The organism is Nocardia concava NBRC 100430, assembly GCF_000308815.1.
In the GTDB taxonomy this organism is placed as follows: domain Bacteria; phylum Actinomycetota; class Actinomycetes; order Mycobacteriales; family Mycobacteriaceae; genus Nocardia; species Nocardia concava.
Genome location: NZ_BAFX01000002.1, coordinates 1 through 13,865, shown reverse-complemented (window position 1 = coordinate 13,865; position 13,865 = coordinate 1). Strand labels below are relative to the sequence as shown.

The following is a 13,865-nucleotide window of genomic DNA, read 5'->3' as shown; positions in this document are numbered from 1 at the left end:
CTATTTCGATACCGCGCGCTCGAACGCGCGTAGATCCGCCTCGGTCTGGCGGAACAGCCAATAGTCGCCGAGGAATCCGAGCACGCCCAGGACGCAGAGGCCGTAGATGGGAATCAGTACCAGCGAAACCTCTTCGGCGTTCAGGAAGATCAGGCTGGAGATCACACCGACCAGCGGAATCGCCACCGCCACCGCGAGATAACGCGTGCAACGCCGGCTCAGGGCGCGCAACGCGTCCCGATCCCGCGCCGTCTCGCCGTGGGTGAGCAGCCGCGGATAGAAGCAGCGCACCACGAAGAAGGTGACCACGAAGAACGGGTAGGCGACCGAGATGGCTCCCGAAACCAGCATTGTCGCCACGAGATTCACGAGGTGGCCGGGCGGCAGGCCGGTGAACACCACCAGCCCGATGGCCGATACCGCGGCGGCCAGCACCCACCAGGCGAAGGCCACCAGGGCCACCCGGTCGCCGTCGATCAAGGTGTCCCGGCGGGCCCGGGACAGGGCCACCGGATCGTAGACCCGGCCGCGCCGCAATCCGCGCCACACGATGAACGCGCGTCTGCACAGATAGTTGGTGACCACGACGGCCGCCGGAGTCACGGTCAGCGCCAGGAGATTACCGATCACCTGGAGCCGCAGCCGCTCCCCCGGCGAGAACCAGAGCGCCCACAGCCCGTGATTGTGCAGGTTCACGTAGGCCATGCCGAGAAAGTCGCCGAGGAAGGTGGCCAGCGTGATCAACGCCAGCAGCGACCACGGTCCGACCCGGGCCCGCCAGCTGTTCGCGGGCGGATCGACCAGATCGCGGGCGCGCTGATCCAGGCACAGCTCCAGCTGCTGGGCCAGCGCCGCGCCGGTGGGCCAGCGGTCCTCGCGGTCGGGCGCAAGACATTTCAGCAGGACGCGCCGCAGCGTCGCCGGGCAGTCGGGCGGCAGCTCCTCGGTGAAACGCGGCTCGATGGCATGGCTGCGCAGCCGCAGCATGCGCTCCAGTGAGGACTCCGAATCGCCCGCGCGGTTCTCGTCGTCGAAGGGGCGGCGGCCGGTGAGCAGTTCCCACAGCACCACGCCGAGTGCGTAGATGTCGCTGCGGCCGTCCAATTCCTCTGCGGTGCGCGGCAATTGGGGATGACAGGCCGCCAGCTGTTCGGGCGACATGTACGCCAGCGAGCCGCCGAAATAGGCCAGCGGGCTGGTGCCCGCCACGTGCAGGCTGAAGCTGATGTTGAAATCCGCGAGCTTCGGGCTGCCGTCGGCGGTGAGCAGGACATTGGCGGGCTTGATATCCCGGTGCAGGACGCCGTTGCCGCTGGCGTAGTCGAGCGCGCGGGCCAGCCCCGCGCCCAGCCAGGCCACCGTCTCGGGCCAGCTGCGCTCGGGCATGGCGGCGCGGGTGGGTGATTCGCCGGGCACCAGGCCGCCCTTGTCGCGCATGGCCGCGTCGACCGCCTCCAGCAGCAGCCCGCCGTCCCGCTCCTCGGCGGGGCGGGAACGCACCAGCGCCAGCACCTTCGACAGCGTGCCGCCCGGAAGGTACTGCATGTAGAGCAGTTTCAGCTCCCGCTCGGCCAGCAGCCGCTGATCGAAGACGCGCACGATGTGCTCGTGGTCGAGCTGGGCCAGGGTCTCGGATTCGGTGCCGTGGTTCTGCGAGATCTTCACCGCGACCAGGCGCTGCATGGACCGCTGCCGGGCCAGGAAGACGCGGGCGAACGCGCCGCTGCCCAGTTCCACCAGCAGATCGAAATCGTCCACCCGGTCGCCGACCTCTATGCCCTCCAGGGCGTGCTGGGCCTGCGGCCGGGCCAGCAGGGTGCTGCGGTAGTCGCGTTCGGCCCAGTCGGCGAATTCGGTGGCGGCGGCCTCGGTCGGATAGCAGCTGACGTCGAGGGCGAAGCCGGAGCGGCGCAGCGCGTGGAATTCCTCGTAGGCCAGATCCGGCGGCAAGGGGCCGGACCGCAATTCGTCGAATTCGGCGCGGTACTCGGCCAGGCGCTTGGGGAAGTCGTAGCGGATCCAGCGGTACTCCAGATCCACCTTGATCAGCTCGATCAAGGTCAGCCGCCGCAATTCCGGTGCGCGCGGCAGGAATTCGGTCAATCGCGGCGGTGCACCGGCCGCCTCCCAGGCGGCCGTGAATCTCGCGATCGCCGACGCCAGCAGGGTGCGAGTCTCGTCGACGGCACCCGAGTCGATCGCCGGTTCCACCTTCATTGCCTCCCCCGACCTGGACTCCCGGGTGCCGCCAGTATGCGCCCGCGAATCCGACTGCTCGGTTGATTCGCTCTTGTGAGTAGATCGCCGAGCAAGCGCGGAGCGCATCGCGGACCACTAGAGTCGCGGTATGAGTGAGCAGTTTCCGGAACGGATCTGGGGTTCCCGCACCAACTTCCTGTCCCGTGTGGCCAGCCCGTTCGCCGCCACCAAGCTCGGCTCGCTGGTCATCCGCAAGCTGACCCCGCTGGATCGCAAGGTGCTCGAGCGGACTGCGGGCAAGTACACGGTGCTGGGCCCGATCGGCGCCCCCGTCATCCTGCTCACCACCGTCGGGCGCAAGTCCGGGGAACCGCGCACCACTCCCCTGCTCTACGTCCACGACGGGGACACGCTCTATGTGATCGGCTCCAATTTCGGTCAGGCGCACCATCCCGCGTGGACCGGGAACCTGCTGGCGAATCCGGCCGCCGAGGTCGCCATTGCCGGACAACACATTCCGGTCACCGCCACCCTGGTCACCGACGAGGACCGCAAGCAGGCGATCTTCGAGCGCTTCGAGGAAACCACCGAGGCGTACACCGCCTACCGCAACCGCACCGCCCGTGACTTGCGGATTTTCGCCCTGACAAGATAGATCACGTGACCGAATCCGCAGACACCATCGCCACTGCCGACCTGGCCGACGAGATCGGCCCCGAGATCCGCAGCTGCGACACCCAGTTCCTTCAGTTCGGCGGCCACCAGGCGTTTTCCGGCCGCATCGTGACCATCAAGACCTTCCAGGACAACCTGCTGGTCAAGCAGACCCTCGGCGAGCCCGGCGAGGGCCGCGTGCTGGTCGTGGACGGCGGCGGCAGCGTGCACACCGCGCTGGTCGGCGACATCATCGCGGGCCGCGGCGTGGACAACGGCTGGGCCGGCGTCATCGTCAACGGCGCGGTGCGCGACTCCGCCATGCTGCGCACCATGCCCATCGGCATCAAGGCGCTCGGCACCAACCCGCGCAAGAGCACCCAGAAGGAAGGGAACGCCGAGAAGGACGTCGTGGTCGAATTCGGCGGCGTCAGCTTCGTTCCCGGCGACATGCTCTACAGCGACCACGACGGTGTCGTCGTCCGCAGCGAGGACTGAGCCGACTCCCGGGAAGTTCTCAGCGGCTGAGGGCCGGAAACCCCGAGAATGGGAATCCGTGTGCCTTCAGCCGCTGGTGACCCGCGCCTTGTGCCCGGCCAACGCCACCACATCCCCGGCGTGTAGCTGCCGCCCGCGGCGCAGCTCCACCTCGTCGTTGACACGTACCAGGCCCTGGGCGATAACCGTCTTGGCTTCCGAACCGGAATCGATGAGGTTCGCCAGCTTCAGGAACTGGCCGAGTCGAATGACATCGTCCTCGATCGGGACATCGACTGGATCCGACATGGGGTACATCCTTACCCGGCGCCGCCGCGAGACCAAACCCCGCCCCCACATGCCGCACCGACCGGGCGGCCACGAGACACGAAGCGGGTTCTGAGTGCACATGGGCACGGGCAACATTCACACTGGTGCGGTGACTTCGACGCAGGACCGGCCGCACCACGACTCCGACCAGAGGCCGGAGCCGCGGTCACCGGAGGTGCCGCACCGCGGGCACGGCCGCTTGCGCGAGGTCCCGCACCTCGCCGGCACCGCGCTCGGCGTGTTCTCGGTCCTCTGCTTCGCCTGGAGCATCTCCCCCGGCCTACGCTTCCTGACCTCGCACCTACGCCGCTTCATCGACACCTACTACTTCGACGCCCCCGACACCTCGCTGGTGTGGGCGCTGGTCGTGGGCCTGCTCGCGGGCGCGACCGCCAGCCGCAAACGCATCGCCTGGTGGCTGCTGGTCGGCTACATGGCCGCCTACACGCTCGCCAATGCCCTGGACTTCGCCGCCGAGGGCGATATCAACGCGCTGGTCGCGATGATCATCCACGTCGTGGTGATCGGCGGGCTCATCGCCTCCTGGTCCGAGTTCTACACCCACGTGCAGAGCGGCGCGGTGTGGCGGGCGCTCGGCGTGCTGGCGGGCGGGCTGGCGCTGGGCTGCCTGGTCGGCTGGGGACTGGTCGAACTCTTCCCGGGCACCCTGCCCGACCACACCGAACGCGCGCTCTGGGCGGTGTCCCGGGTGACCGGCGCGATCCTGGTCTCCAACGAGGACTTCGACGGGCATCCGCCGCATCCGGTGAACCTGCTGCTCGGCCTGTTCGGCGCCATCGCGCTGCTGGCCGCGGTGATCACGCTGTTCCGCTCGCAGCGCTCCTCCAACGCGCTCACCGGGCTCGACGAATCCGCGTTGCGCGGACTGCTGGAACGCTCCGATGTCGAGGATTCGCTGGGCTACTTCGCCACCCGCCGCGACAAGGCGGTCGTGTTCGCGCCCAGCGGCAAGGCGGCCGTCACCTACCGCGTGGAACTCGGCGTCTGCCTGGCCTCGGGCGATCCCATCGGCAGCAAGGAGGCCTGGGGGCAGGCCATCGACGCCTGGCTGGAGCTGGCCGACCAATACGGTTGGGCCCCAGCGGTCATGGGCGCTAGCGAACTCGGCGCGACCGCCTACCGCCGGGCCGGGCTGTCCGCACTGCGCCTGGGCGACGAGGCCATTCTCGAGACCCGCACCTTCTCCCTGGCCGGACCGGACATGAAGCAGGTCCGGCAGGCCGCCAACCGACTCAGCAAGCAGGGCATCACCGTTCGCGTGCGACGGCACAAGGAGATCTCCCCCGAGGAGATGCAGGACGTCATGCGCCGCGCCGCCGCCTGGCGCGACACCGAGACCGAACGCGGCTTCTCCATGGCCCTGGACCGGCTCGGCGATCCGCTCGACGGCGACTGCCTGCTGGTCGAGGCCGTCGCCCCGAACGGGGCCGTGCTCGGCATGCTGTCACTGGTGCCGTGGGGCCGCACCGGCGTCTCGCTGGACCTCATGCGCCGCGACCGCACCGGCCCCAACGGGCTCATGGAACTCATGATCTCGCGGCTGGCCCTGAACTCCGAGCAGTACGGCATCACCCGAATCTCGTTGAACTTCGCGGTCTTCCGCGCGGTCTTCGAGGAGGGCGGCCGCATCGGCGCGGGCCCGGTGCTGCGCATGTGGCGCGGCGTGCTCATGTTCTTCTCCCGCTGGTACCAGCTCGAGGCGCTCTACCGCTCCAATGTGAAATACCAGCCCGAATGGGTGCCGCGGTTCTCGCTCTTCGAGGAACGCCGCCACCTGCTGCGGGTGGCCGTGGCCAGCGCACTGGCCGAGGGCTTCCTGCCCCGCCTGGGCCGCGACCCCGACGCCTCCGCGCACACCGGTCTGCGACCGTCGGTGCCGCCCTCCATGACCGGGCTGCACGCCGACGGCAGCGCGCCCGACCTGCCGCCCGAGGAGCTCGAGGAAAACGGCCCGCGCCGCCCCGAACAGGTGCGGGTGCGCATGGACAAGCTGGCCAAACTGCAGGAATCCGGCGTCGAGGCCTACCCGGTCGCCTATCCGCCCACTCACACCGTGGCCGCCGCGCGCAACTGCCCGCAGGGCACCACGGTGCGAGTCTGCGGGCGGCTCTTGCGGATTCGCGATTACGGCGGCGTCATCTTCGCCGTGCTGCGCGACTGGTCCGGCGACATCCAGCTGCTGATCGACCGCGGCCGGGTGGGGGCGGACCGCAGCCAGGACTTCACCGCCTACTTCGACCTCGGCGACCTCATCGAGGTGAGCGGACAGATCGGCCGCAGCCGCCGCGGCGAACTGTCGCTGCTGGCGCAGGACTGGCGGATGATCGGCAAATGCCTGCACCCGCTGCCGGACAAGTGGAAGGGCCTGTCCGACCCGGAAGCCCGGGTGCGCCAACGCTATGTCGACATGGCCATCAACGCCGATGTGCGCGAGGTGATGGCCAAGCGCAGCGCCGTGGTGCGCTCACTGCGGGACACCCTGCACGGCTGGGGATTCCTGGAGGTCGAGACCCCGGTGCTGCAGCAGGTGCACGGCGGCGCCAACGCCACCCCGTTCACCACCCACATCAATGCCTACGACCTCGACCTGTACCTGCGCATCGCCCCCGAGCTGTACCTCAAGCGGCTGTGCGTGGGCGGCATGGAGAAGGTCTTCGAACTCGGCCGCGTCTTCCGCAACGAGGGCGTCGACTACAGCCACAATCCCGAGTTCACCATCCTGGAAGCCTATGAGGCGCACAGCGATTACGAGCGCATGATGCACGCCTGCCGCCAGCTCATCCAGGAGGCCGCGCTGGCCGCCAACGGCAAGATGGTCGCGCTGCGGCCCGGGGACGACGGCACGCTCACCGAGGTGGACATCTCCGGCGACTGGCCGGTCAAGACCGTGCACGGGGCGGTTTCCGACGCCATCGGCGAGACCATCAGCCCCGAGACCGACGCCGAACGGCTGCGGCTGCTCTGCGAGAAGGCGGGCGTGCCCTTCCAATTGGGCTGGGACGCCGGGCAACTCGTGCTCGAGATGTACGAGCACCTGGTGGAATCCGCCACCCAGGAGCCCACCTTCTACATCGACTTCCCCACCTCCGTATCCCCGCTCACCCGCGCGCACCGCCACATTCCGGGCGTCACCGAGCGCTGGGACCTGGTGGCCTGGGGCGTCGAATTGGCCACCGCCTACAGCGAATTGACCGATCCGGTGGAGCAGCGCCGCCGCCTCACCGAACAGTCCATGCTGGCCGCCGGCGGCGATCCGGAGGCGATGGAACTCGACGAGGACTTCCTGCAGGCCCTCGAGCACGCCATGCCGCCCACCGGTGGCCTCGGCGTCGGTGTGGACCGGGTGGTCATGCTGCTGATCGGCCGCAGCATCCGCGAAACCCTGCCGTTCCCATTGGTGAAACCGCGCAATGCCTGATTCCCGGGTGAGACCGCGAAGCGTGATTCTCGGTGAGACCGGGGAAAACCCTGATTGCCGGGACCGAATCGCCAGCTAATCTGAGATTCGGCCCGGCGACGGGCACACCGGACCGATCGGGGGTTTCCCATGCACTACCTGGATCTCATGACCCAGTCGACCCTGCTGGACCACCATGTGTGGACCAACCCTGACACCTGGACCGCCGCATTGGAGAACTCCGCGGCCAAGCGCAGCAGCCGCCGCCGCGGCGGTAGCTTCTGGATCTTCGCGGCGGTCTGCTGCATCGGCATCATCGCGCTGGTGCTCGGCATCGTCTATCTGATGACCAACCGCAAGAAGAACCAGTAGTCACCCGGCCGCCGAACTGAGGGCGGGGTACGGCAGAGTGGGGATGTGCAGTTGATCCTCGTCCGCCATGCCCAGCCCGAACGCCTGCTGGGATCCACCGGCCCGGCCGACCCGGATCTCACCGCCCTCGGCGTCGAGCAGGCGGCCCGGGTTCCGGCCGCACTGACCCATCACTCGATCGCGCGCGTGGTGAGCAGCCCGCAGCTGCGGGCGCGCGAGACGGCCCGGCCCACCGCGGAGAAACTCGGCCTCGAGGTCGAAATCCTCGACGGGCTCGCCGAATACGATCGCGACCTGCCGATGTACATCCCGATCGAGGACGCCCAGCAGGAATTCCGCGAGACCTACGAGCGCATCAAGTCGGGATATCTGCCCGAGCAGATCGACGGCGACGCCTTCATCTCCCGTGTGCGCGAGAGCATCTCGGGCATCGTCGCGGCCGCCGACCACACCGAGACCGTGGTCGTCTTCGCGCACGGCGGCGTCATCAACGTGCTGCTGCAGGACGTGCTGGGCCTGGCCCGCCCGCTCACCTTCCCCATCGACTACTGCTCGATCACCCGAATCCTGTACTCGCGCACCGGTGGTCGCACCGCGGCCACGATCAACGAGAACGGGCACGTCTGGGATCTGTTGCCTCGCATGCAGCGACCGACTGCCTGACGCTCAGCACCTACGAAAAGGCCGCTCCTGCCCTGAACGGCCCGCTCCCGAATCCTTGGACTACTTCTCACTTCTCGCACCGAGGGCCGCTCCCGACAGGGAGCGGCCCTCGAGATCAAGAGTCCCTACGCGTTCTGCATGATCCAGCCGTGCATCCAGGTGATGGCGGTCTGGCCGCCGCCGACCCCGTAGCTGCCGTAGCTGGTGTGCGTGCCGCTGCGGTAGAACTGCTCGAGCTGGTGCGCGTACTCGCTGTCGGGCCCCTCGGCCAGCTGCGCCTGCAGCGTCGGCAGACCGCCCTGGGCCATCAGATCGTTGATGATCGACCCGAGCTGGAGCTGGGTCTGCCAGGGGTTGAAGTTGTTCGGGTTGCTGGCCTGGGCCAGGAAACCGGCGAAGCGGGTGACGAAGTCGGTCTGCTCGGTGGAGCAGTACAGATCGCCGATGGCGCACACGGTGCGCACCTTGTCGCTGACCCAGCCGAAGCCGCCCACGCGCGCGCCGCCCGCACCCGCACCGGGAGCGATCGGACCGACCTGGGCGTCCGACGGCGAGCGGCTCGGATCGGAGATCAGCGCCACGGCCGCGATGCGATCCGGCGGCACCACACCGTGGCCCGTGCCGATCTCGGCGGCCAGATCGCCGGCCGCGTCCGCGCCCTGGCTGTAGCCGGTGATGGCGATCTTGGTGCCCGGGCAGCGCGCGCCCATGGCCGCGATCAGACCGCGGCCGTTGTCGACGGCTTCCTTCTTGGAAGCGGCGTAGACGTCGCCCTCCCACGGGAAGGCGGTGGCCGCGTAGGTGACGTAGTCGACCTCGCCGGGCAATCCGTTGGTTACCCCGGACAGCATGCCGGGCTTGGGGTCCTTGTCATGACCGGTCTCCCACGTGCCCGGGACGGCCACCGTGTAGAGGGTCGGGCATCCGGCTCCCGGGTCGGCTGTAACAGGGCCGCTGCCCAGCACGATTCCCGTCATGAGCACGCTCGCTGCTGCCCCCGCAGCCGCGACAACATTCTTCAACCGCATACTGCTCCAGTTCACGCTTACTGCCGGGACCTCTTGCCCGTCCCGATTCCCGATCATGGTGCGGTCGCCGGATGACAGTCCGGTGCACTTCGGGTTAACCCAAGTAACCGCCCCGTATGACTTGGCCGAAACAGACCGCGTGACGAGATCGGCGACACAGCCGACAAGCATAAAGGGGCCTTTGCAGCTCTGCCAGGCGAGTTCGCGAACACGTCCGATTTCCGGCTCGATCGATCAAATCGACGGCGGCACAGGTCAACCCCGCAACGCCGACTCCAGCAGCGGCCAGGAGCGGTGCAGCGCATCCTCCCAGTAGCGCCAGGAATGCGTGCCCGACGGCCGGAACTCGATCTGCGCCGGAATCCCCAGCGTGCCCAGGCGATCGGCGAGCGCGTGCGTGCACCCGTTTGTCGCCGCCTCGATCAGGCCGCCCAGGATGATCTGATTGGCCAGCGTGGCCGGGCGACCGGCGATCGAAGGAGAGTCCAGGGTGTCCAGCGGACCGGGCAGACCGGTCGAGCTCGAGATGAACAGCGCCTTCCCGCGCAACGCCTCGGCATTGAGCACCGCGTCGTGGCGGGCCCAGTCCGGGTCACCGGGGGCGCCCCACATATTCGCGGCGTCGGCATTGCCGCGGTCCAGCACCATCTGGATGTATTTGCGGCTGTTGGCGTCCGCGGTGGAGGCGCAGCCGCTGTAGGCCGCCACGGCTCGGTACCGATCGGGGGCGGCGATGGCCAGGTTCAGCGCGGAAGTCGCGGACATGGAGACGCCCGCGATCGCGTTCACGCCGGAGGTCCCGAGCGCCTTGTCGATAATGGGCGGCAGTTCCGCGGAAAGGAACGTCTCCCATTTCTGACGGCCCAGGGTCGGGTCGTCCTGTTGCCAGTCGGTGTAATACGAGAATTTCCCGCCGACCGGCGATACCACATTCACGTTCTTGTCGGAGAAGAATTGCACGACATCGGTTTGCCGATACCAGGTCGCCGAATCCTCGCCGCCGCCCGCGCCATTCAGGAGATACAGCGTCGGTCGCGGCACGCTGTTGTCCGCGGCGGTGAGCACCTGGACCGGGATCACCCGATCCATGGCGGCCGAATAGACCTGGAACTCCTCCTGCCGTTGTCCGGGCCGATCGATCGAAACCAGGTGTGCGCCCGCGTCTTCCGCGGGCGCGGCCGAGGCCGTACCGATGGCCTCCGGCGTCAGCGAGAGGGCCAGCGACAACGCCAGGCCCGCGATCGCGGTGAGTGCCGGTGATTTACGCGTGCGCATCGGTACGAGCATTCCTATCGACGAATCGGCCCGGTCGGAATCAGCTGCCGATGTACTTCTTGATCGCGTCCGCGATGATGTCGCTGATCGAACCGGTCGAGCTGGTCTGACCGTCCGACGAGCCGAGGCCGTTGTTGTTCAGGCTGCCCAGCGCGGACTCACCGACGGTGTTCGGGCGGGCGGTGAAGCACGCGGTCAGGTTGGGCAGGTTGTTGCTGACGCCCACGGTGCCGGCGACGCCGATGCCACCGCTGGTGACCTGCTGCCCGCCGGAGAGGTTGGTGGGCACCCGGTAGGTGATGGTGTAGGTGACCGGGTTGCCGGAGTTCACGAACCAGCCCGGGCTGGTCACCTTCCAGCCGCCGGCGTTGGGCTCCGGGGTGACATCCTCACTGCGCTGGCCGGTGCCCAGGTGGTAGGCGGTGACGCTGGCGCTGAGCGGGGTGCCGAAACCGGCCGGCGGGTAGTCGGTGATGGTGTTGACGTACGGGTTCCCGATGCCGGTGGTGCCGACGACGATCTTGTAGGTCGCGGTGGTGCCGACGCCGATCGAATCGCCGTTGACCGACTTGTCGTAGGTCATGGTGATGCCGACCGTGCTGATGTCGTTCTTCTCGGCGTGCGAGGTCTGGCTGCAGGTCGCGGCGGAGGCGACCGAGCTTTCCAGGGTGATGACGCTCAGGCCGGCGGAAACCATTGCGGCGGCACTGACGATCGCGGCCGCGCGGCGATTACGGAACATACTTCTCCTCCAAGTGTCCCGATGGCGTTCCGGGACCGATCCAGGCTTACCGAGTGCTGCGGGCGACTCGGAGGCGGATTCCACACGGGGAGTAAGTAAACAGGTGTAACTGGTCTTCCGTCCAGGGTTTGCGAAAATTGCCCGAAACTACTGACTAGTACACATTTCACATGCGTTTTCGGTATGAAAAAAGCACCCCCGGACCGAAGTCCGGGGGTGCTTTTCCAGCTTTCGCGGATCAGCGCTGGGCAACCATGGTCGGGGTGATCGGGGACGGCAGCGCCGTCTCACCCTCCAGGTACTTGTCCACCGCGGCGGCCGCGGCGCGGCCCTCGGCGATGGCCCACACGATCAGCGACTGGCCGCGGCCCATGTCACCGGCGACGAAGACGCCGGGAACCGTGGTGGCCCAATCCTTGTCGCGCATGACATTGCCGCGCTGGTCGTAGCCCACGCCCAGCGCCTCGAGCAGGCCGTGCTTCTGCGGGCCGACGAAGCCCATGGCCAGCAGCACCAGATCGGCCTCGAGGGTGAAGTCGGTGCCCTCGACCTTCTCGAAGCGGCCGTTGACCATCTTCACCTCGTGCGCCTGCAGCCCGGTGACCTTGCCGTCCGCGCCGATGAAACGCTCGGTGTTGACGGAGAACACGCGCTCGCCGCCCTCCTCGTGAGCCGAGGAGACGCGGTACATGAGCGGGTAGGTCGGCCACGGGGTGGAGGAGGCACGCTCCTCCGGCGGACGCGGCATGATCTCGAACTGGTGGACCGACTCCGCACCCTGACGGTGCGAGGTGCCCAGGCAGTCCGCGCCGGTGTCGCCGCCGCCGATGATGATGACCTTCTTGCCGCGCGCGTTGATGCGCGGCAGTCCGTTCTCGTCGGTGATCGGGTCGCCCAGCTGCACGCGGTTGGCCAGCGGCAGGAACTCCATGGCCTGGTGGATGCCGTCCAGATCGCGGCCCGGGATGGGCAGGTCACGCGCGATGGTCGCGCCACCGGACAGCACGACCGCGTCGAACTGCTCGCGCAGCTGCTCGGCGGTGATGTCCACGCCCACGTTCACACCGGTCTTGAAGATGGTGCCCTCACCCTCCATCTGCGCCATGCGGCGGTCGATGAAGCGCTTTTCCATCTTGAATTCCGGGATGCCGTAGCGCAGCAGGCCGCCGATGCGGTCGTCGCGCTCGAACACGGTCACGGTGTGGCCGGCCCGGGTCAGCTGCTGGGCGGCGGCCAGGCCCGCGGGGCCGGAGCCGACCACCGCGACGCGCTTACCGGTGAGCCGGGTCGGGTAGACCGGGGTCACCCAGCCCTCGTCGAAACCGTTCTCGATGATCTCGACCTCGACCTGCTTGATGGTCACCGGATCCTGGTTGATGCCCAGGACGCAGGACGCCTCGCACGGAGCCGGGCACAGGCGGCCGGTGAACTCCGGGAAGTTGTTGGTCGCGTGCAGCCGGTCGAAGGATTCCTTCCAGGAACCCTTGTACACCAGGTCGTTCCACTCGGGAATCAGGTTCCCCAGCGGGCAGCCGTTGTGGCAGAACGGAATACCGCAGTCCATACAGCGGCTGGCCTGGCGCTGCAGGGTCTCGTGGGAGAACTTCTCCTCGTAGACCTCTTTCCAGTCCATCAAGCGAAGCGGAACCGGACGGCGCTTGGGCAGTTCCCGGCTGGTGTGCTTCAGGAAGCCTTGTGCGTCACCCATTTACGAACTCCTGACTACAGCGCTGTGCGCGCGGAAAAACAGAGGTGCCGCAGTGCACCGAGTAGGTGAGGTCAGCCACGAGCCGCCTCCATGATGGCCTCGTCCACGTTCCGGCCGGCCTTCTCGGCCTCGGAGATGGCGAGCAGGACCTTCTTGTAGTCGCGCGGCATGACCTTGACGAACTTGGTCACCTGCTGCGCCCAGTCGCCCAGGATGCGTTCCGCCACAGCCGAACCGGTCTCGGCGCGGTGCTGCTCGACGATGTCCTTGAGCGTCTGCGCGTCCTCGGCCGAGAGCTGCTCGAGGTCGACCAGCTCGGTGTTGAGGTTGGCCTCGAAGGTGCCGTTCGGGTTGTAGACGTAGGCGATACCGCCCGACATGCCGGCGCCGAAGTTGCGGCCGGTCTCGCCGAGCACGACCACGCGGCCGCCGGTCATGTACTCGCAGGCGTGGTCGCCCACACCCTCGACCACCGCGGTGGCGCCCGAGTTGCGGACACCGAAGCGCTCGCCCGCGACACCGCGGATGAAGGCCTGGCCGCTGGTGGCGCCGAACAGGATCACGTTGCCCGCGATGATGTTCTGCTCCGCCACGAACTCGGCGGGCGCGTCGGCCGACGGGCGCACGATGATGCGGCCGCCCGAAAGGCCCTTGCCCACATAGTCGTTGGCGTCGCCGGAGACCCGCAGGGTGATACCGGCCGGGACGAACGCACCGAACGAGTTACCGGCGGAACCGGTGAACGTGATGTCGATGGTGTTGTCCGGCAGGCCGACTCCGCCGTAGAGCTTGGTGACCTCGTGGCCGAGCATGGTGCCGACCGTGCGGTTCACGTTGGTGATCTTGGTTTCGATCTTGACCGGCTTGCCCCGCTCCAGCGCATCCGCGGCCTGCGCGATGAGCTGGTTGTCCAGCGCCTTGTCCAGGCCGTGGTCCTGGTCCTTGGTGCGGCGGCGGTCCTGGAACATGAACGCGGTCTCGACGTCGTCCAGGATCGGC

General features: G+C 67.9%; 12 protein-coding genes. 5 read left to right on the top strand and 7 right to left on the bottom strand.

All coding sequences use genetic code 11. The features are described 5' to 3' along the window. The gene (locus tag ON43_RS00230) at positions 1–2,217 is read right to left on the bottom strand and encodes a serine/threonine-protein kinase (RefSeq protein ID WP_051177673.1); all 2,217 of its coding nucleotides are present in this window, start codon (positions 2,215–2,217) and stop codon (positions 1–3) included. Between the two features lie 130 nt (positions 2,218–2,347). On the opposite strand from ON43_RS00230, the gene ON43_RS00225 reads away from it, so the two are divergent. After that, positions 2,348–2,854, top strand: a complete 507-nt coding sequence (locus tag ON43_RS00225) for a nitroreductase family deazaflavin-dependent oxidoreductase (RefSeq protein WP_040802263.1) — start codon at positions 2,348–2,350, stop codon at positions 2,852–2,854. 5 nt (positions 2,855–2,859) lie between these two features. Then, the gene (gene rraA, locus ON43_RS00220) at positions 2,860–3,351 is read left to right on the top strand and encodes a ribonuclease E activity regulator RraA (protein ID WP_040802262.1); all 492 of its coding nucleotides are present in this window, start codon (positions 2,860–2,862) and stop codon (positions 3,349–3,351) included. Between the two features lie 66 nt (positions 3,352–3,417). Here rraA and ON43_RS00215 read toward each other — a convergent pair whose 3' ends face one another. Continuing rightward, positions 3,418–3,639: an RNA-binding S4 domain-containing protein gene (locus tag ON43_RS00215; protein WP_040802261.1), complete on the bottom strand. Its 222-nt coding sequence runs from the start codon at positions 3,637–3,639 to the stop codon at positions 3,418–3,420. A gap of 100 nt (positions 3,640–3,739) precedes the next feature. Here ON43_RS00215 and lysX point away from each other — a divergent pair, with 100 nt between their 5' ends. The 3 genes from lysX to ON43_RS00200 all read left to right on the top strand — a co-directional run bounded on the left by lysX (position 3,740) and on the right by ON43_RS00200 (position 8,113). Beyond that, positions 3,740–7,099 carry a bifunctional lysylphosphatidylglycerol synthetase/lysine--tRNA ligase LysX gene (gene lysX, locus ON43_RS00210; protein ID WP_083913055.1) on the top strand — a complete coding sequence of 1,120 codons (3,360 nt, stop codon included), beginning with the start codon at positions 3,740–3,742 and terminating at the stop codon, positions 7,097–7,099. A gap of 129 nt (positions 7,100–7,228) precedes the next feature. Continuing rightward, complete coding sequence (locus ON43_RS00205) at positions 7,229–7,450, top strand: hypothetical protein (protein WP_040802260.1); 222 nt, start codon at positions 7,229–7,231, stop codon at positions 7,448–7,450. Positions 7,451–7,495: 45 nt separating this feature from the next. Further along, positions 7,496–8,113 (top strand): histidine phosphatase family protein, encoded by a 618-nt coding sequence (locus ON43_RS00200; RefSeq protein WP_040802259.1) that lies wholly within the window; start codon positions 7,496–7,498, stop codon positions 8,111–8,113. A gap of 125 nt (positions 8,114–8,238) precedes the next feature. Here ON43_RS00200 and ON43_RS00195 read toward each other — a convergent pair whose 3' ends face one another. The 5 genes from ON43_RS00195 to ON43_RS00175 all read right to left on the bottom strand — a co-directional run. After that, positions 8,239–9,090, bottom strand: coding sequence for a cutinase family protein (locus ON43_RS00195; protein WP_245568413.1), 852 nt, complete (start codon positions 9,088–9,090; stop codon positions 8,239–8,241). A gap of 306 nt (positions 9,091–9,396) precedes the next feature. Further along, on the bottom strand, positions 9,397–10,416 hold the full coding sequence (locus ON43_RS00190; protein WP_051177697.1) for an alpha/beta hydrolase: 1,020 nt from the start codon (positions 10,414–10,416) through the stop codon (positions 9,397–9,399). Between the two features lie 40 nt (positions 10,417–10,456). Continuing rightward, entirely contained in the window at positions 10,457–11,158 is a 702-nt protein-coding gene (locus ON43_RS00185) for a hypothetical protein (protein ID WP_040802257.1), read from the bottom strand. Between the two features lie 238 nt (positions 11,159–11,396). After that, a complete protein-coding gene (locus tag ON43_RS00180; protein ID WP_040802256.1) occupies positions 11,397–12,866 on the bottom strand; it encodes a glutamate synthase subunit beta in 1,470 nt (489 codons plus the stop codon). A 71-nt stretch (positions 12,867–12,937) separates the two neighbouring features. Then, positions 12,938–13,865, bottom strand: a 928-nt coding sequence (locus tag ON43_RS00175) for a GltB/FmdC/FwdC-like GXGXG domain-containing protein (RefSeq protein ID WP_040802255.1), incomplete at its 5' end; no start/stop codon positions are given.